The sequence below is a fragment of the Streptomyces sp. NPDC002602 genome (assembly GCF_042889445.1).
Classification (GTDB): Bacteria; Actinomycetota; Actinomycetes; order Streptomycetales; family Streptomycetaceae; genus Streptomyces.
Map to the genome: position 1 here is coordinate 56050 of NZ_JBIAQX010000009.1, position 18626 is coordinate 74675.

Annotated in this window: 16 protein-coding genes and 1 pseudogene; 10 read left to right on the top strand and 7 right to left on the bottom strand. The window is 72.4% G+C overall.

All coding sequences use genetic code 11. From position 1 onward, the window contains the following. Positions 1 to 891: 891 nt before the first annotated feature. A complete protein-coding gene (locus tag ACFYW3_RS23455; protein WP_389387204.1) occupies positions 892 to 1167 on the bottom strand; it encodes an isoamylase early set domain-containing protein in 276 nt (91 codons plus the stop codon). Positions 1168 to 1910: 743 nt separating this feature from the next. Between ACFYW3_RS23455 and ACFYW3_RS23460 the strand changes: the two genes are divergently transcribed. The 3 genes from ACFYW3_RS23460 (at position 1911) to ACFYW3_RS23470 (ending at position 3780) form a co-directional block, all read left to right on the top strand. Next, entirely contained in the window at positions 1911 to 2072 is a 162-nt protein-coding gene (locus tag ACFYW3_RS23460) for a hypothetical protein (protein ID WP_053676175.1), read from the top strand. A gap of 255 nt (positions 2073 to 2327) precedes the next feature. Beyond that, positions 2328 to 2750 (top strand): PRC-barrel domain-containing protein, encoded by a 423-nt coding sequence (locus tag ACFYW3_RS23465; RefSeq protein ID WP_389387205.1) that lies wholly within the window; start codon positions 2328 to 2330, stop codon positions 2748 to 2750. Positions 2751 to 2868: 118 nt separating this feature from the next. Then, positions 2869 to 3780, top strand: a complete 912-nt coding sequence (locus tag ACFYW3_RS23470; protein ID WP_389387206.1) for a SigB/SigF/SigG family RNA polymerase sigma factor — start codon at positions 2869 to 2871, stop codon at positions 3778 to 3780. A 147-nt stretch (positions 3781 to 3927) separates the two neighbouring features. On the opposite strand, the gene ACFYW3_RS23475 is transcribed toward ACFYW3_RS23470, so the two are convergent. Continuing rightward, the gene (locus ACFYW3_RS23475) at positions 3928 to 4317 is read right to left on the bottom strand and encodes a hypothetical protein (RefSeq protein ID WP_351758270.1); all 390 of its coding nucleotides are present in this window, start codon (positions 4315 to 4317) and stop codon (positions 3928 to 3930) included. A 495-nt stretch (positions 4318 to 4812) separates the two neighbouring features. Between ACFYW3_RS23475 and ACFYW3_RS23480 the strand changes: the two genes are divergently transcribed. Continuing rightward, the gene (locus tag ACFYW3_RS23480) at positions 4813 to 6270 is read left to right on the top strand and encodes a PepSY-associated TM helix domain-containing protein (protein ID WP_389387207.1); all 1458 of its coding nucleotides are present in this window, start codon (positions 4813 to 4815) and stop codon (positions 6268 to 6270) included. A gap of 251 nt (positions 6271 to 6521) precedes the next feature. Then, on the top strand, positions 6522 to 8636 hold the full coding sequence (locus ACFYW3_RS23485; protein WP_351758267.1) for a SpoIIE family protein phosphatase: 2115 nt from the start codon (positions 6522 to 6524) through the stop codon (positions 8634 to 8636). Positions 8637 to 8696: 60 nt separating this feature from the next. Here ACFYW3_RS23485 and ACFYW3_RS23490 read toward each other — a convergent pair whose 3' ends face one another. Beyond that, on the bottom strand, positions 8697 to 9323 hold the full coding sequence (locus tag ACFYW3_RS23490; protein ID WP_389387208.1) for a TetR/AcrR family transcriptional regulator: 627 nt from the start codon (positions 9321 to 9323) through the stop codon (positions 8697 to 8699). Between the two features lie 83 nt (positions 9324 to 9406). Between ACFYW3_RS23490 and ACFYW3_RS23495 the strand changes: the two genes are divergently transcribed. Beyond that, positions 9407 to 10018 (top strand): peroxiredoxin-like family protein, encoded by a 612-nt coding sequence (locus ACFYW3_RS23495; RefSeq protein WP_351758262.1) that lies wholly within the window; start codon positions 9407 to 9409, stop codon positions 10016 to 10018. Positions 10019 to 10114: 96 nt separating this feature from the next. Here ACFYW3_RS23495 and ACFYW3_RS23500 read toward each other — a convergent pair whose 3' ends face one another. Both ACFYW3_RS23500 and ACFYW3_RS23505 read right to left on the bottom strand, forming a co-directional pair. Next, the gene (locus ACFYW3_RS23500) at positions 10115 to 10705 is read right to left on the bottom strand and encodes a DUF4291 domain-containing protein (RefSeq protein WP_351758260.1); all 591 of its coding nucleotides are present in this window, start codon (positions 10703 to 10705) and stop codon (positions 10115 to 10117) included. A 161-nt stretch (positions 10706 to 10866) separates the two neighbouring features. After that, positions 10867 to 14247 (bottom strand): BTAD domain-containing putative transcriptional regulator, encoded by a 3381-nt coding sequence (locus ACFYW3_RS23505; protein WP_389387209.1) that lies wholly within the window; start codon positions 14245 to 14247, stop codon positions 10867 to 10869. 176 nt (positions 14248 to 14423) lie between these two features. Between ACFYW3_RS23505 and ACFYW3_RS23510 the strand changes: the two genes are divergently transcribed. Both ACFYW3_RS23510 and ACFYW3_RS23515 read left to right on the top strand, forming a co-directional pair. Beyond that, positions 14424 to 15101 (top strand): hemerythrin domain-containing protein, encoded by a 678-nt coding sequence (locus tag ACFYW3_RS23510; protein ID WP_389387210.1) that lies wholly within the window; start codon positions 14424 to 14426, stop codon positions 15099 to 15101. Continuing rightward, positions 15098 to 16039: a pyridoxamine 5'-phosphate oxidase family protein gene (locus ACFYW3_RS23515; RefSeq protein WP_351758252.1), complete on the top strand. Its 942-nt coding sequence runs from the start codon at positions 15098 to 15100 to the stop codon at positions 16037 to 16039. Before ACFYW3_RS23510 ends, ACFYW3_RS23515 begins: the two co-directional genes overlap by 4 nt. 213 nt (positions 16040 to 16252) lie before the next feature. Here the strand turns inward: ACFYW3_RS23515 and ACFYW3_RS23520 are convergent, their stop codons facing one another. Next, complete coding sequence (locus tag ACFYW3_RS23520; protein ID WP_351758250.1) at positions 16253 to 16519, bottom strand: hypothetical protein; 267 nt, start codon at positions 16517 to 16519, stop codon at positions 16253 to 16255. 217 nt (positions 16520 to 16736) lie between these two features. Continuing rightward, positions 16737 to 17168, bottom strand: a complete 432-nt coding sequence (locus ACFYW3_RS23525) for an SRPBCC family protein (RefSeq protein WP_351758247.1) — start codon at positions 17166 to 17168, stop codon at positions 16737 to 16739. Between the two features lie 162 nt (positions 17169 to 17330). Here ACFYW3_RS23525 and ACFYW3_RS23530 point away from each other — a divergent pair, with 162 nt between their 5' ends. Further along, on the top strand, positions 17331 to 17942 hold the full coding sequence (locus ACFYW3_RS23530; protein ID WP_389387211.1) for a nucleoside/nucleotide kinase family protein: 612 nt from the start codon (positions 17331 to 17333) through the stop codon (positions 17940 to 17942). A gap of 416 nt (positions 17943 to 18358) precedes the next feature. Then, a pseudogene (locus tag ACFYW3_RS23535) lies at positions 18359 to 18626 on the top strand (hypothetical protein); the annotation flags it as partial.

Sequence of the window (18626 nt, forward strand, 5' to 3'; positions counted from 1 at the left end):
GTCACAGGGCCGTCACGGAGCCCTCGTACGCGTCTCCCGGCGGCCACGATGTCCCGATGCGCACTCAAGACGGCATCGCCCTCGGCGCCGTGGCCGCCTGAGACCCAGCCATCCACTTGGCCCTGTGGAGTCGTGGTTGGCCCCAGTGCGCGCTCCAGGTGGCCCGCGGGGCGACAACGCCCGCCCCCACCACGCCGTTTGGACGTCCGGCGGACAGCGGAAGACACGTGGTTGACCACATCGCTGGGCGTTCGGGATGAGCCCGTCCCAGGTGGCGGTCGCCCTCGGCGGTGAGATACCGGCAGGCCGGACAGGCGACTTCCCCCACTGGTGTTTCCGCAGGGCCGGACAGTGGGATCTCAGCGAGGACCGGTTCGAGAAGGCCGGCGTGAGCGCGCACCACGGTGCGCATCCAGACGCCGTCCCGCGGCCGGGTGCCGACCGCGTACGGCCGCACCGGACCGCGGGTCCTCCACGCCGGCATCCCGCCGGTCGGTGTGACGCCCGCCAGGCACAGCCGGAGGATCCCGATTCCTGGCACGTGGCCGGCCGGCCGGGCCGACCACGGTGGCACGTCACACCGCCGGGCTCCTCGCCCTCACCGACTGCGACTCGCGGACCGGGAGTCCCGCGGGCCGGGATCCGAAACCCGCCACCTCGGCGCCGCCGCCTCGACAGCGCCGCGGACGTCCGTCGCGCTCTCGGCCAAGAGCAGGAGGGCCACCCTGCCGAACGTGATCGACAAAGGGCTGCGGAGCGCCAGGACGAAGCCCAGGCAGCCGGCCCGTGTGCCGGTCGCGGTGCGGCCGAGGCGACGGCGACGGCGAGGTCGATCTCCCGCCGGCGCGTCGCGCGGGCCGGTGGCCGTCCCATGGGGCCGGTCGGGCCCCTTCAGGTGGTGAGGTGGCTGTTTCCGTCGTGCCGGCCGTCGACGGTGTCGTCGTTGAACCAGTAGTCGCCGGCGGCCAGGTAACGGAAGGAGTGGTCGGCCTTCGGGGGCAGGGCGACGGTGACGGCGCGGGTACCGTCGGGGCGCGGCCGCAGCTCGTGGGTGCCGGGAGTCCAGGCGTTGAAATCGCCCACGACACTGACCGGGCCCGGCGGGGTCTCGGCGGGCAGGACGAAGGTGACCTCGGTGCGGTCCTTGCGGCGCTTGCGTTCGAGCACGGCACAACTCCAGACGTGATCGGTATCGAGCCTTGATGAGCGACGCTCGGGACTCATGATGGCGCCGCCGGCCCCCGCCCGCAGGTCGGCGCTCCGGAGCACCGATGATGACCTTCCGTCGCGCGCTGATGCGGTCCGTCACGACTCGTGGCAACGTGAGGAGGGACCGACCCGTGTCCCGGCGAGACAAGGGTCGGGGGACGGCGCGGCCGGCGGAAGGGACGATGGAGGCCGTGGCGCGACCGGTGTGGGCCGGGAAACTCGTGCTTCGGGCCGGCCCGAACCTCGCCCGTGGGCCTTCCCCCGGGGACCTGCCGCCTGACCCGCCCCGCCCGCCGCCGTGCGCGCCACGCGGGTGCGGCGGTGTGCACGCCGTTCACGGACGCCTGGCCGGCCCCCTCGGCCACCGCCGACCTCAGCGGGGAGGGCGTGAGGGCGCCGACGGGTGAAATGCCCGTCGCCATCGCGTCCTTGGCCTCCATCAGGGCCTGGGCCACGGGCGCGGGGGCTCCGGCGCCGGTCAGCTCGCCGGTGAGCGTGGCGCCGACTTCACCGCTGGTCAGGGAGGGTTCACCGCGCGCCCAGGGGGTCCTCGGGTCGTCGGGCTGTCGGGCTGTCGGGCTGTCGCGCTGTCGGCAGGGCCGGGCCATTCTGCTGCCCGTCCGCGTCGATAAGAAACAGGTAAGTCCGGTGTGCATGGCTTGGGGGTGTGGGGGCATTCGGTTGTTCGGAGGTTGATAATCATGGTTCCCCTGCTTCTTGTTCTTCTGCTCGCTCTGATTCTTTTCGGTGCCGGTTTCGCGGTGAAGATCCTTTGGTGGGTCGCCATCGCCGTTCTGGTGCTGTGGCTCGTCGGGTTCGTGGCCCGTCCCAAGGGTGGGAGTGGCCGCTGGTATCGCTGGTAGGCGGGTCTTCCGTCTTCAAATCGCGCGTGTTGTGGGGTTCGTCCTTTCCGGGGCGGGCCCCACAGTCGTGTTCGGGGGTGCTTTTCGTTCGATGGTGTGTCTGCCGCGTCGGGTGAATCGGGAAAAGGGTGTTCCCGGGTGTGTGGGTGCGGTTCTCGGGGGCAGGCGGTGTTGTGGCGGAACGGCGCCTCTCCGGTGGTGAACGTGCCGGGAGAAAGCCTCCGTTGTTTTCGAGTTGGTGAGGGAGTTCTTCGTATGACTGAGAATGTGTGGGGTTACCGCGAGACGTCCGGTCGTCTGGCCGGGGCGGACCTGACGGGCTACAAGGTCGAGGCGACGGACGGCTCCATCGGCAAGGTCGACAAGCATTCCGACGAGGTCGGTTCGGCGTACATCGTGGTGGACACCGGTCCGTGGATCTTCGGCAAGGAGGTTCTCCTGCCGGCCGGGACGGTCGGTCGGATCGACGCGGACGAGAAGAAGATCCATGTCGATCGCACGAAGGAGCAGATCAAGAACGCTCCCGAGTTCGACAAGGACAAGCACCTCGGGAACGCGGACTACCACCGTCAGGTGGGCGGCTACTACGACGGGCCGCACCGCGTCATCAGGGCCCGGCGGTGGAGCGGTGCGCCTGGACCGGGAGCTCGCCGGTGTACCGGGAGTTATCCGGTGTAACCGGGAACCGTGCGGGCACGCGGCTCCACGAACCCGGCTCCGGGCACCCTCGCCCCCGGCACCCCCGCCCCCGGCACCCCCGCTCCGGGCACCCCATTCGTTCAGGAGGACTGCTCTCATGCCTCACCCCCTGGCCGTCAACTCCCGGCGCGAGGCGGTCATGGGGGCCCCGGATCGGCGCGAGTGCCCGGCCATCCGGTCGGAAGGGAGCCTGCCCCGGATCGACGAGCCCCTCCAGGTGGCGCCCGCCGACGCGAGGGAGCTGTCCCGTCTGTTCCTGATCCGGCTGAGGTCGTCGGAGGAGGGAACGCGCGAGTACCAGTACGCCCGCAACACTCTCATCGAGATGAACATCTCGCTGGTCCGTTACGCGGCAGCGCCCTTTCGCTCCCAGGCCAACGGATGCGTCGAGTTCGAGGACCTCATCCAGGTCGGCACCATCGGCCTCATCAAGGCCGTCGACCGCTTCGACCCCGGCCGGCACGTCGAGTTCTCCACCCTCGCCCTGCCCTACATCACGGGCGAGATCAAACGGTACTTCCGTGACACCACCTGGGCCGTACACGTCCCGCGCCGCCTCCAGGAACTGCGCCCCGAACTCGCCAGATGCCAGGAGGCCCTGACCGAGATCCTGGGCAGAGCGCCGGTGGTGAGGGAAGTCGCCGAATACCTCAGACTCTCCGAAGGGACCGTCATCGAGGGGCTGGTGGCCGCCAACGCGTACAACAGCGCCTCCCTCGACGCCGCCGGCAACACGGAGGAGCGGTCCGCTGCGGGTACCGACAGCCGGCCACCGGCCGACACGGTCGGCGACGTCGACCCCGCCATGGACCGTTTCGAGGACTTCCACACCCTCGCCCCCCTCCTGCGAGAGCTCGGCGAACGCGACCGACGGATCCTGCGGATGCGCTTCGCCCAGGAGATGACGCAGGCCGAGATCGGCGCCGAACTCGGCATCTCCCAGATGCAGGTATCGCGCCTCCTGTCCAGGACCTTGGCCCGCCTGCGCAGCGGCATGCTCGCCGACTGATAACGGGCCCGAGCGGAACAGGCCTCGCGAAGCGCCTGCCGGGCGGCCGGGCGTTGTGGCCCACACACGTCCAGGCCCGACCTGACGGTGGCGAGCCGCGGAAGGCGACGGCCCGCAGGTTCGCCCCCCAGGAGGGGGGCTCGGCTGTCAACGTCGCTGGGAACGGCCCGGCAGGCGTACCGCGCGCGTGGCCGTTCCGGCCGCGGCCACCAGTGTCGCGGAGGCGAGGACGGCGAGGGCGGGGTTCACGTATCCGGGGACGAGATCGACGTCCGCGTTGCAGGTCTTCGACAGCGGGAGCAGCGTCTCGACGTGGTCCTCGGGGTCGAAGCGTGTGTGGAGGGTGAGTTCGCACGCCTCGCCCATGTCCAGGACCAGCAGGTGCGTCAGCCCCACCAGGTACTGCGTGCCGGTCAACACGGCCAGAAGCAGGGTCCAGCGCATCCAACGGTCACCGCGGGCCGCGCGTCTGACGGCCGCCACGAGGCACCAGATGAATGCCACGAAGGCGCCCGCCCACAGGAATTCGCTCAGCATGCCGGAATCGTATGCGGACCGCCGCGCATGCCCCATCCGGGCGCTCGGTCAGCGGCCCTGTCCGGTGTCCGGGCTCGTGCGTTCGGCTCGCTCGTTGTCCGTCGGGTTGCGAAGTTTCGGACACCGGCCCGCGTGGCCCCCCGGTCATCCGGACCCGCCCCGTTGGACACGGTCCGCACGGTTTCCGGCCACGCCGCCGCCGGGTGCATTCGCGCCGCCTGCGCCTTCGCCGCTTTCGGTTCCCTGAAAGTGGCGGAAACCAGATGGGGTTCCCATCCGACTACCGGGGAGAGGCAGCCGGACCAGGCGTCCGGCGCCTCGTCATTCCGGACAGGACCACGGCGGGCGGGGACACGAGGTGATGGGCATGCGACGCGGTTGCCGCAACCGGGGGCGAGCACGGTTCGCCCGATCCGGCCAGAACCCTCGAGACTTCCGCACCGCCGCGGCTCCCGTCACACTCCTCGGCTCCGCCGCACCCATGGGGGAACGCACGTGACATCAACCACCGATCACGAACCGCTCAGACCGGCAGCGCCGGCGCAGGATCCCTCTCCCGGGCGTTCCCGGCAGGGTGTGCGCGCCCTGTTGGTGAGGATGCACTTCTACGCCGGGGTGTTCGTCGCCCCGTTCCTGCTCGTCGCGGCCCTCACCGGACTGATCTACACCTTCACCCCGCAGCTCGACCAGCTCGTCTACGGCGACCGGCTCCAGGTCGAGGAGGTCGGCGAGCAGGCCCGACCGCTGTCCGCGCAGATCACCGCGGCCCGTGCCGCGCACCCGGAGGGCGCGCTCGCCTCCGTGACCACGCCGGCCGAGCCCGAGGACACCACACGCGTCGTGCTGGCCCTGCCCGAACTCGGCGAGAAGCAGCGCACCGTCTTCGTCGACCCCTACACCGCGAAGGTGCAAGGCGAACTCACCACCTGGTTCGGGTCGACACCGCTGACCACCTGGCTCGACGACCTGCACCGCAACCTGCACCTCGGCGAGACGGGCCGCCTCTACTCCGAGGTCGCGGCCAGTTGGCTCTGGGTGGTCGTCGCCGGCGGCCTCGTACTGTGGGTCGGTCGCAGCCGGGGACAACGCGCCCGGTCCACCCGTGGCGTGCTGCTCCCGGACCGGGCCGCGCGCGGAGTGCGCCGGACGCGCAGCTTCCACGCAGCCACCGGAGTCTGGCTCGCGCTCGGCCTGTTCTTCCTGAGTGCCACCGGTCTGACCTGGTCCCACTACGCGGGCGAGCGTTTCGGGCAACTGCTGGACGCCACCAAGGGACATGCCCCCGAACTCGACACGACGCTGCCCGGGACCCGACCGCCGGCCACGGGTGAAGGCGGGGAACACGCCGCCCACGGCGGCGATCACGGCAGCGAGAAGAGCGAGGAGCCGGATCCGGCCGCGTTCGAAGCGGCACTCGCCGCGGCTCGGGACGCCGGGCTGGGCGGCACCGTCGAGGTGAAGCCCGCCGCGGACGCCTCCAGCGCCTGGGTCGTGGCGCAGAAGGACAACGTCTGGCCGGTGCACTACGACCAGGTCGCCGTGGACGCCGGTACGGGCAAGGTCACCTCGCACAGCCGGTGGGCCGACTACCCGCTGCCGGCGAAGCTCAGCAAGCTCGGCGTGCAGGGTCACATGGGCGTCCTGTTCGGTGTCCTCAATCAGATCGTGCTGGCCGTCATCGCGCTCGGTCTGGTCCTGGTGATCGTGTGGGGCTACCGCATGTGGTGGCAGCGCCGACCCACCCGCGCGGACGGCAAGGCCGCCCTGGGCCGAGCCCCGGCCCGCGGAACGTGGCGCCGCCTGCCGATTCCCGTCCTGTTGGTGGGGGCGCCCCTGGTGGCCGCGCTGGGCTGGGCGATGCCGGTGCTGGGAGTGACGCTGCTGGTCTTCCTGTTGGCCGACCTGGCGGTCGGCCTGGTCCGCAGGGGCCGGGCCGCCCAGCCGACACCCTGACGAGGGCCCTTCAACGGCGGCCCTCTCGCCGGACGGGCCCCGGCGGCGGGCTGCCGCCGGGACCGAACGGTTCACGTGCGTCACATCCGAACGTTCGAGTACCGATACCCGGACGCCGGAGCCGGGGGAGCGGCGTGTGAACTCGGCCCCGGGCCGGCCTCGGACCGGGCGGAGCTGATTGAGCTACTTGACGGCTCTGCGGAGGGTCACCGGCACGCCGGTCGGGCAGGCTGGGCGCGGAGGTGATCGCGGTGACGCACGAGGATCCGTCCCGTCAAGCGAGGCGGAGCGTTCCGGGGGACGTGGACCTGGCGGTGTTGGACGCCCTGTTCACCCAGTCGCCGGTGGGGCTTCACGTCCTGGACACGGAACTCAGGCTGGTGCGGATCAACACCGCCACGCGGTCCATGCACACCGTTCCCGTCGAGGGACTGCTGGGGCGGTCTTTCGCCGACGTCTTCACCGGCCTGACCTCGCTCGGGGAGGTGACGCGGATGATTCGCGGCGTGTTGGAGACCGGAGTGCCGGTGCGAGAGCACCTGGTGCGTTCGCGGCTGGACTCCGATCGAGGTCGGGAGCGGACGCGTTCGGTTTCCGTCTTCCGCCTCAGTGACGAGCGGGGGACGGTTCTGGGGGTGGCGGTCGCCGCGGTCGACGTCACGGAACCGCAGGAGGCGCGGGCCCGGCTGCGGGTCCTCGACGGGGTGCGCGAGCGTGTGGGGCAGACCCTCGACGTGATCGCCACGTGTCAGGAGCTGGCGGACGCCCTGGTCCCTACCTTCGCCGACATCGCCGTCGTGGAGGTGGTGGAGGCGGTGGTGCGCGGCGAGGAGCCCCCGACGGGCCCGCTCGCCCAGGACGTGCCGCTGCGCCGCGCCGCGTTCCAGGCACGCGGCGGTCGCCGGCAGGCCCAAGCCCATCCGGTGGGCGACGTGCGGAGTCTCGGCCACCCCACTCCCTACAGCCAGACCCTGATCGACCTCAGGCCCAGGATCGTTGCCCTGGGCGATGACACCCCCTGGCTGGGGGCCGACCCGAAGAGGGCCGGCGCGATCCGTTCCGCGGGAGCCCACAGCCTGCTCGTGGCCCCTCTGGCCCTGCGGGGCAGGATCCTGGGTCTGGTGAGCCTCTATCGCATCGGAGAGTCCGACCCCTTCGCCCAGGGCGACCTCGGTCTCGCGCGTCAGGTGAGCGCCCACACCGCCCTCTGCATCGACAACGCCCGCCGTTTCACCCGCGAGCACACCATCGCGGCCACGGTCCAACGCCACCTGCTGCCGCGCCATCCCATGGGGCAGAGCACCGTCGAGACGGCCCATCTGCACCTCCCCGGCGGCGAAGGGGGTGGCGGCTGGTTCGACGCGATCGCCCTGTCGGGCGCGCGCACCGCCCTGGTCGTGGGCAACGTCGCCGGACACGGCATCCACACCGCGACCACCATGGGGCAGTTGCGCACGGTCATTCACTCGCTGGCCGCACTGGACCTGGAACCGGACGAACTCCTCGCACGCCTCGACGACACGGCCCGCTTCCTGGCGGCCGAACGCGCGGCGCAACCCACCGGTGATCCGATGTACAGGCAGCCGCTCTCCGCGAGCTGCCTCTACGCGGTGTACGACCCCTTCACCCGCACCTGCACGTTCGCCTGCGCCGGCCAGCCGACGCCGCCGGTGATCATCCGTCCCGACGGGGGCACCGAAACGGCGGGGCTCGCCGTCGGGCCCGCACTGGGTGGTGAAGGCTGGCCCTTCGCCACCACGACCGTCGCCCTCGCCGAGGGCAGCACCCTCGCCCTCTACACCCCCCGGCTCCTCACCGCGGCCCGAACCGGTACCGAGGACCCCTGGGGCCCGGGCGTTCTCCGCGAGGTACTCGCCCGCCCCGGCCGATCCCTGCAGGATCTGTGCGACGACGCCCTGTACGCACTCGGGCCCGGCAGTCGCGACGGCGACGCGGTTCTCCTGCTCGCTCGCACGCACGCGTTCCCCGCCCACGCCACGGCCACCTGGGACCTGGCCGACGACCTCACCGAGGTCGCCACCGCCCGCAGACACGCACGCCGAACGCTCAAGGGCTGGAACGTGGACGACGACACCGCGGCCGCCACCGAACTGATCGTCAGCGAACTGGTCACCAACGCCCTCCGCCACGGCAACCCGCCCCTGCGGCTACGCCTCATCAAGGACCGCACACTCACCTGCGAAGTTCACGACACGAGCACCACCAGCCCCCACCTGCGCCACGCCCGCGCCGTCGACGAAGGCGGCCGCGGCCTGTTCATCGTCGCCCAGCTCGCCCAGCGCTGGGGCACCCGCCACACCCCCGGAGGAAAGACGGTCTGGACCGAACAGGACCTCACACGCTGACCGCGGCAGGACGGGAACGCGGCCCTGGGCCGAGCCCGGGCGCACGCCGGAACTTCCGCCCTACGGGGCGCTTCTCGCGCCCAGCCCGCGCAGCAGGAGGTCCAGGCCGCCGCTGAACTCGCGGTCGGGGGTGAGGGAGCGGGCTTCACGCGCGGTCGCGGTCAGGTGCGGGAACTCGTCTGCGGGGAGCGCGGCGATGGCGGCGGTCCCCGTGCCCGCGAGGGGGCCGAGGTGTTCCTGCTGGATCGCGCCGACCACGTAGGCGAGGAGCGCGCGCAGGGCGATGACCCGGTCCTCGGCCTCGATGCCCGCTTCGCCGAGCACCCCGAGCACGGTCTCGGACCAGCGCAGCACGCTCGGGGAGCGGTGTCGGTGGGTGGGGGTGAGCGGCAGGATCGCCGGATGGGCGGCGACGGTGTCGCGCAGCCGGGCGACGAGGACGGTGATCCGATCGTGCCAGACCTCGGTGGCCGGCGGCGGGGTGCTGTCGACGCCGCTGAGAACCAGTTCGACGACGAGGGCTTCGAGTTCCTCGCGGTCGCGGACGTACCGGTACAGCGCCATGGTGCTCATGTCGAGCTCCGCGGCGACGGCGCGCATGGAGAGCCCGGCGAGGCCGTCGCGGTCGATGACGGCGAGTGCGGCCGCGGCCGCCTGGTCCGGGGTGAGCGAGCGGGGACGTGGCATGACGGTTGACAGCGTACGGGATACACCTACGCTGGGAGGTAGGCGTACGGCATACGCCTACGCCTGTCGAGGGAGGGGTTCCCATGCTCGAAGCCGGATCCACCGTGCCCACCCACCACCTCACGGCCGTCTCCGGGGAGCCGGTGGCCCTGCCGCCGGAGCCCGGCCGGCTGGTCCACCTCCAGTTCCGACGCTTCGCCGGTTGCCCCGTCTGTCACCTCCACCTGCGCTCGATCGTCCGGCGGCACGAGGAGATCGAGGCCGCCGGGATCCGCGAGGTGGTGCTCTTCCATTCGCCCGCCAGTGAACTCCTCCCGCACGTCGGCGATCTCCCCTTCGCGGTGATCGCCGACCCGGAGCAGCGGCTGTATCGGGAGTTCGGCGTCGAGGCCTCGCCGCGCTCGCTCCTGAACCCACGAGCCTGGTGGCCGGTGCTGCGCTCCGTGGCCCGCTCGTCCGTCGCTGTCCTGCGCCGTCGGGAGCGACTGCCGTCGTCGCGGCCGGTCGGCGGTCGGCTGGGGTTGCCCGCGGATCTGCTGATCGGCCCGGACGGGCGGGTGCTCGCGGCCAAGTACGGGCAACACGTCTACGACCAGTGGACGGTGGACGAACTGTTGGACCTCGCCACCCGGGCGGGCGCCGACCGAAACGCCGTGGGCGCCGCGGAAGGAGCCCCGTCGGGCAGGGCGGGTTGATCGGGGGGACGACCGCACGCACCTCGACGTGCTCCCGCACCGGGTGGTGAGCCGCCGGCTCGCGGAGGTTCGGCCATGGGAGTCGGGGCGAATCGACTACGCGCCGAGGTGAGGCAGCGGGCCCGCCGGGTAGGGGGTCTCCACCGGAAGGAGGGCCCGCGCAGCCGCGTCCTCGCCGGCGCGGACCAGGTCGTGAATCTCCCGTACTCGCGGGGTGATGTCGCGGATGGCGACCGTCCATTCGTCGGCGTACGCACGCGAGAGGGGCCCGGACAGGCCCAGTTGGAGCGAGCGATGGGGCAGCGGGTTCAGATGCAGATCGCGTTCCGGGTCCCATTGGACGCGGGCGGAGCTGTCCCGCAGGGCCCGTTTCCAGGTCGCCGCGTCGGGATGCGTGCCGTGTTCGTGGTGCGAGAGGCAGGCGTGGCGCAGCGCGTGGTCGAAGCCCGCGCGGGTGATCTCGACGGCCAGGACCGTCTCCTGGTCGGTCTTGCGGGCCCAGCCGCAGCGGTACATCATCCACAGGAACGACGGCTTGATCCACGTCATCCGTTCCCGCTTCCAGGCCGCCGGGAATCGTCCGTCGCGGGCAGCGGGGACCCCCAGCCTGGGGGAGTACGCCTGGTAGACGGTGACGGTGTCGGCGGTGTGGGCCGCGCGGATCTGGCGGTTCGGAACCTCGTGCATGCACCCAGGGTGCCGGGCGCGTACCGTCCCTGGCCGGCGGATTTCCACCCGGGGCGGCGGATCGGCATCGTCCGTCGCCCGAACTCGACGTGGTGGGGCTGCTCCAGCCACGCTTCCGTCGCGCATGAGCACCCTGCCGCGCAACTCCGCCACACGGCATGTCACACCGCGAAGGTCCGTCGTCGGAGGTGGTCCGCCGCCAGGTCGGCCGCGGCGCGGCGGGCGGCCGTCGCGTGGTGCGGAGCGTTCCAGGCGTGGGCGACACGTTCGGCGAGGGCGTAGGCATCGGCCGCCGCCCGGGGATCGCCGAGGAGGCGGTGGAGGTCCCCCAGCGGATGGGCGAGGGGGCGGGTGGCGTAGGCCGCGTTGGCCGCGCCGCCGAACTGGTCGCGCATCGGCAGCAGGTGCTCGATCAGCGTGCCGGCGGCCTCCGTATCGCCGTGCAGGACCGCGAGTTCGCTGCGGTAGTCGATTTCGACACCGTAGAGGTGGTCCGTCACCGGTCGCGGCGGGAAACACACCTCCCGTGCCTCGTCCAGCCGTCCCTGGCGAGCCAGGACCAGCGAGTGTGCCACCGCCACGGGCGCGCCGACGGCCTCGTGGACGTCGCGGACGCTGCGCTCGATGTCGGCGGTCCGCCCCTGGGTGAAGCGGATGGTCCACAGGCCGAGCGTGCGCGGGCCCGTCGCGTGGTGCGCCCCGACCCGCTGGAACAGTTCGTCCGCCTGCGCGTACCGCTCCTCCGCCTCCGCGAACCGCCCCGCGATGGCGGCCAGCATGGCCCGGGTGGTTGCGTTGATGCCCCGCGCCCACAGCATTCCGTAGCGGTGCGCGAGGTCCAGGCCCTCGGTCGTGTGTCGGTGCACCGCGGCGGGATCGTTGCGGGCGGCCGCCGTCATGGCGTCGAGGTGTTCGCACACCCAACGGTGGGCGGGCAGGTCGTGGTCCCCGGCCAGCTCGCGCAGTTCGGCGACGAGCGGTGGCCGGGTGGCGCTCCCCAGTTCGTGCGGAGGCAACTTGGCCGAGGTCATCAAGGCCGAGGCGAGCAGGCGCGGTTCGCCGATGGAGCGGGCCAGGGCCAGTTGTACACCGTCCGCCTCACGGGCGCGGGGCGCGTCCTCGCCGGCCACCGCGTCCGCGAGGACCTGGAGCACGCGGGCGCGGGTCGCCCCGTTCAGGGCGGGGTCCCGGGCGAGCCGCTCCAGGCGGGCCAGCGCGGTCCGGTCGAAGAGGCCCGCCAGTCGACTGCGCCAGGGCGAAGGCTCCGTCCAGGCTCCGTAGACCGCAGCGACCAGGTCGTCGCGGTCGGCTCGTACGGCGAGCTCCACCGCCCGTTGACGCGTGTGCCGGGCGGCGTCCGTGGCGCCGGCGCGGACCTGCGCGCCGAGCAGGCGCATCAGGAGGGCGAGGGTGACGTCGGGGTCCGCGTACGGATCCGCGGTGGCCGCGCCGTGCACGTCCAGTGCCTGCGCGATCAGGCCGACCGCCACGTCGTGCGCGTATCTGAGTTCGGCCAGCTCGGCGGCGCGCAGGGCGTAGTCGACGGCCAGCGGGGCGTTCGCGGCCCTGCCCGAACGGGCGAAGTGGTGGGCGAGCGCGGCCAGGTCCTCGGGCCGGTCGCGGTGCAGCGTCCGGGCGATGCGGTCGTGCAGGCGCGATCGCCTTACGCCGGACAGGTCGGAGTAGACGGTGTCGCGGACCAGGGCGTGCACGAAGCCGACCCGGCCGGGCGCCGGCTCGGTCAGCAGGTCCGCGGCGAGTGCGGCGTCGAGCCCTTCGAGCACCCTCTCCTCATCGGCATCGGCCGCCTCGATCAGCAGGGCGACATCGGTCTCCAGGCCGACGGCGGCGGCGAGGCGCACGACCGCCAACCCGGCGTCGGGAAGCAGCGCCAATCGTCTGCGCAGAACGTCCCGGACGCCTTGGGGGACCTCGGACAGCGCCACCAGCGCGCCTTCGCGGTCGAGCAGCCGTGCGCTCTCCCAGACGTAGAACGGGTTGCCTCCGGTGCGGGCGGTGATCGTGTCGATCGTGGCCCTGTCCACGGGCTCGCCGCAGACGGCGTCGACGACGGTCGCGACGTCGCGCGCCGGGAGCCCGCCGAGCGCGATCCGGTGCGGAAGGCGGGCGGCGAGCCGGGCGAGGCTGGTGACCAGCCGGCCGGTCACCTCGGCGGGGCGGTAGCAGGCCACGGTGAACAGGGGCACGCCGGTGACCGCCGCCGCCGCTTCGAGCAGGGCCAGAGTCTCCCCGTCGGCTCGGTGCAGGTCTTCCAGCAGCACGGCGAGCGGCCGCCCGGCGGAGGCGGCGGAAAGCCACGCCGTGAACGCGCGGTGCGTACGGAAGCGGTCGGCGGTGGCCTCGTCCCGCGTGGCCGCCGCCGTTCCCTCCGGCTGGTGCAGGAGCACGGCGAGATCCCCCGCGTTCTCGGGAGGCACCTCCCGTGCGAGCGCGCCGAGCGCCTCCACCCAGGCCCACGCGGGCGGCGCGCCCTCGTGCTCGGGGCAGCGGCCGATCACCACCGTCCAGCCCTCGCCCCGCAGCCGGTCCGCGAACCGGGCGAGGAAAGCGGACTTCCCCGCTCCCGCCTCGCCGGTGACCAGCAGCATGCCGCCGGTGCCACGAGCGGCCAGCGCCGCCGTGTCGGCGGCGCCGAGCTCCTCGCTCCGGCCGAGGAACAGGGGCGGCCGGCCGGCGGGCGCGGTGCCGGGGCCCTGCACGGGCGGGCCGATCGCCCGCAGCGGATCCGCCACGGCTCCCGCGGGCGGCCGCACGGGTACGTGGGCGTGCAGTACCTCCAACCGCTGGTCGAGGAGGGCGTGTTCCAGCCCGACCAGGGCGGGAGAGGGATCACAGCCCAGCTCATCGCGCAGCACCGCCTTGGCACGACGCAGGGCGGCGAGCGCGTCGGCCCGCCGCCCGCAGGCCCAGTGGGCGAGCGCCAGCAGACGCCAGCCCTCCTCCCGCAACGGGTGCTCACCCACCAGCGCCTCGGCAGCCGAAGCCGCCTCCGCGGTGTGTCCGGTGCCGAGATCGGCCGCGACGGCCAACTCGCGGGCGTCCGCCCGCAGGTTCGCCAGGCGGGCCGCTTCGGGCAGGGCCCACGGTTCGTCCGCGTACTCCTGGAAGGCCGGGCCCCGCCACCAGGCCAGTGCCTCGGCCAGCAGTTCCCGTCTCCGCGCGGCCGGGGCACGCCGTGCCCGGTCCAGCCGTGCCTCGAAGCGCCAGGCGTCCACCGCGTCCTGGGGAAGGCGCAGGGCGTACCCCGGCGCGGAGGTGACCAGGACGGTGGCGGGGGCGCGCGGCGGCCGCTCGGGCTCCAGCAGGCGGCGCAGGTTGGACACGTAGGCATGCAACGACACGGTGGCCTTGGCCGGCGGGGTGCCGCGCCACAGGTCCTCGGCGAGGCGGTCCACGGACACCACCGCACCGCGGGCCGCGAGGAGACCGGCGAGCACGGCCCGCTGCCGCGGTGCTCCCAGGGGGACCGGCGTTCCTCTCGTCTCGGCGTCCAGGGAGCCCAGCACTCGTATTCGCAGCACGTCCGGAAATCTACCGGAGGCGGCGAAAACGATCCGTCGACGAAGGATGAACGCCCAGGTCGAGAAAGCGGAGAGGGCGTGCACGCGGGTCGGGCGGTCCGCCAAGTCAACGCCAAGCGACAGCGGGCACTTTGGTCACACCCATCGTCCGCATTCGATCCACGGAGCAACCGAGCGTGTCCCCCAGCACAACCTCCGAACGTCCCCACACCGACGAAATGGTCGTGGTCCACCGCGTCTTCCGTCGCCAGTCGGCCCTCCTGCCGCGCCTGGTCCGAGCCGTCCCGGACGGTGAGACGGGCAGTGCCACCGAGATCGCAACCCACGTGGCCGAGCACATGACGGGGCCGCACCACCACACCGTCGAGGACGAGACGATCTGGCCGCTGCTGCGCGAGCGCGCGGCGGACGAGGAACCGGTCGCGCGGATGGAGGAGCAGCACGCCCGGATCGACCGGAGCCTGGCGGCGGTCACCGACCGCGTCCCCGGGTGGCGGCGGACCGCCGACCGCGAGGCGGGAGAGGAACTCGCGCCGGCACGGGAGGAACACCGCTCGGCGCTCCTGGAACACCCCGACGACGAGGAGCGGCTGGTCCTGCCCCTGGTGGCCGACCACCCGACCGTCGCCGAGTGGGACGCGGTCGGACGCCGCGGCCCGGAGACCGTCCCCAGGAACAAGCTCACGCTCGTGCTCGGCGCGCTCCTCGAAGACGCGACCCCGCAGGAACCGGGGTGCTTCCTGGGCAGGGACCCACTCGTCGGGCGCCTGGTGTGGAAGACGACCGGTCGCCGGCGGTACGCCGCCTCCTGCCGCGTTCGGCGGGCCCCGCTGAACGGCGGGACGGGACGATGACCGTACTCGACTCCGCTCCCCTCGACGCCCTGGACGCCTACCGGACCTGCGAGTTCGTCACTCTCGGCAGGAACGGGACCCCGCAGGCCTGGCCCACCGCGGTGGCACGACGCGAGGACGGAACCCTCCTGCTGACCACCTCCCTCGCGTTCGCGCAGAAGGCGCTGAACGTGCGCCGCGACGGCCGGGTCGCGCTGCTCTTCTCGGATCCCACGGGCAGCGGCCTCGATCCCGCCCCGCAGCTCTTCGTCGCCGGCAGGGCCGAGTGCCCCGACGAGGTCATGACCGGCCCGGAAGGGGCCGAGGCGTACTGGCAGCGGCTCTTCGAGCGCCAGCCGCACAGCCGTTCGTACCTCTCGCCTCCGATGCGGCCCCTGATGCACTGGTACTACCTGCGGCTCCACATCACCGTCGCACCCGAGCGGATACTCGTACGGCCGCCACTGGCCACGCTGTCGGAACCGGGCGCGCCGGCGGCCGTGACCGGGACGGAAGCACTGCCCGGCGCCGCGCAGCTGAGCCGGTTCCCCACGGCCGTACTGGCCGCACGGGACGCGTCGGGGGCACCACTGCTTGCCCGGACCCGGCCGAGACCCACCCCGGCCGGATACCTGGTCGAGGTGCCGCCCGACTGCGCCGTCCAACGGGGCCCGGCCACGCTGCTGGTGCACCGTCACGACGAGCGGCTCAACCGCATGTACAACGCATCCGTCCGAGGGGACCTGCGGCGGACCACGGACGGCTGGATCCTCGTCCCGTCGGCCGTCGTGGAACCGATGGGCTCGGGACGGCCGACCGACGCGCTCCGCGTCCTGCGCCACACGAAGCGGGCCACCGACCGCTACCTGGAGCGTCGGGGTCTGGGCCGGCCGAAGGTGCGGTGGGACGGGTTCCGCGCCCTCGCGAGGTCCGCCGCGCACGGGGAGGGGACCACGTGAGCGCCCTGATGGCCCACCTCGTCACCGCGCTCACTGGCGTCCGGAGCCTCGCCGGGCGACACCGCCCCCGTCCGGCACCGGTCGCCGATGCCCGGATGGGGCGGGTGATGCGCTCGCCGCACCACTGAGCCGGTTCAACTCGGTTGCCGCGGGGCGCGGTCGGTGGGCGGGGGCGGCAGCGCCGCCCCCGCCCTGGCGCGGCGCGTTCGCCTCTCACGCCGACTCGTCGCGGATGGTGTTGCGGTGTTCCTCGTAGACGAGCCGCGCATCGTCGCTCGGAAGCGCGTCGGTGGCGAGGCCGCAGGCACACGTGACGACGGTGAGCTCGGACGGAGTGCGCAGGGTGTGCCCCTCGGGGCTGGTCCAGGCCTTGCCGGCCGGGTTCTCGTACCGGAGGTTGTGGCGGTACCGAGGCCGGCCGGCGGGGCTCGGGGCGCAGCCGGTGCCGGCCTGGTCAGGGGTGAAGCGGTGCTCGCTCATGGTTCCATTGTGGCCGTCCGTGACCGCGGGAACGCCTTCGAAGGGGCGGCGGCACCTGATCCGACCGCACGAGTACTCCGACTGGGGCGAGGCGACCGCCGACGAGGGCGGCCAGGGGGAGTGCGCGTGTCCAGCGTGTCGGTCGCGGCCGTTCGTCGGAGGCCGAGGAAAGGGTGCGGCAAGGCGGCGGAACCACGGTGGAGACCACCCTGCTCCGTCAGAGGTTCCCGAGCACCCGCGGCATGACTCGCTCCACCTCGTCCGCGAGACGGTTGAATTCCTTTCCGAGGAACGGAGCGGCAAGCTTGTACAGCCCCTTGAAGTCCAACCGGGCCCGGTAGGTGAGCGCCGTCCCGCCCGGGACGGCGGTCAGCAGGAGGTCGTCGGTCGTGGTGACCGTCGAGTTGTCGCCGACGAAGGTCAGGCGGTCCTCGTCCAGGCGGACCAACTGGTACGTGAGCCGGGTCTCCCGTCCACGGAACTCGGACACGTTCCTCCACGTGGAGCCGACCCGCACGGGCCCGTCGTCGAGGCGTTCGCAGGTCTTGGTGCCGGGGTCCCATTCCTGTGCCCGGCTGAAGTCCTTCAGATAGTCGATCAGGACCGCTCGGGGCCTGGGGACCGTGAACGAGCGCTCTACGAAGACCACGGCGGAACTTCCTCTCGTGGAACCGACCGGAACCGGCACCTCTGCTCAGGGGGTGTACCTCTCACTTCTCCCGAGGGCGCTGCCCCGGATGCACGTACGCGCACGAGTGTGTGAGTGCCCGACGCCGAGGGGGCCGGGCGCGCCAGGGCGCAGGATGGGGCCATGGAGTTCACGGAACTGGAGGAGCGGGCGCGCAGGCTCGCGGCGTCGGGGGACAGGCGGATCCTGGGAATCGCCGGGCCGCCCGGCGCGGGGAAGTCCACCCTGGCCGAGCGCCTCGCCCTGACCCTGGGGCCCGGGCGGGCCGTCGTGGTGCCCATGGACGGGTTCCACCTTGCCCAGGCCGAGTTGGTGCGCCTGGGCCGGGCCGCCCGCAAGGGCGCCCCGGACACCTTCGACGCCGTCGGATACACGGCGCTGCTGGGCCGGCTGAGGTCGCCCGGGTCCGGCGCGGTCTACGCCCCGGCCTTCGACAGGTCGCTGGAGGAACCGGTCGCCGGGAGCATCCGGGTGGACGCCTCCGTACCCCTGGTCGTCACCGAGGGGAACTACCTGCTGTACGGGGCGGGGGAGTGGGCGTCGGTACGGCCGCTCCTCGATGAGGCCTGGTTCCTCGCCCCGGACGACGCGGTGCGTGTCCGGCGGCTCGTCGACCGCCATGTTCGCCACGGCAGGGAGCGGGCGGCCGCCACGGAATGGGTCTCGCGTTCCGACGAGGCGAACGCCCGGCTGATCGCCCCGGGGCGATCCCTGGCGGACCTGGTGGTGGAGTGACGCTCCGGCGACGCGTCCGACACCTTGCCGGGACCCCTTAAGGGCGGAACAACGGGGCCTTAAGCCCTCCTTAGGCCGCCTTGGGTCTGCGGCGATCGAGGCCGTCGGCGCGGGTGCGGGACTCATGTCGACCACTCGGCTTCCAGGCCTTCCACCTGCTTCTTTGTACGTGCCGCAGGGCACTTCGGCCCGCCCTGGTACGCCACACGGCGCGCGGGCCTCCCCACGGCCGGATCATTCGGCCTGAGACAGGAGTGAACTCGCGCGCGATGTCGGCCGTATGCAGGACGGGAGGACAGCAGCCATCGAGTCGAGGAGTGTCAATGTCCCGTAAGAGGACGATGAGTCGTACGAAGAAGCTCGTGTTCTCCGGTGTGACCGGAGCACTGGTGGCGGGAGGAGCCGTCGCCACGATGGCAACCGGCAACGCCGCCGCCCCCGATGTGGTGTGCAAGGGGTCGTCGGTGACTTTGTCGGGTGAGGCCGGTGCGCCGGCGGCGAGTAGTGGGACGTTTCCGGTGGGGACGAAGCTGAAGGTGACGAATCTGGACAACGGGCAGGCGACGACGGTGACGGTGAATGGTCCTTCGGGTAGTTGTGTCTTGTTGAACAACGCGGCGTTCGAGAAGGTGCGGGAGCCGGGCAAGAATCTGATCCGTCGGGCCCGCATCGAACGCGTGGGCG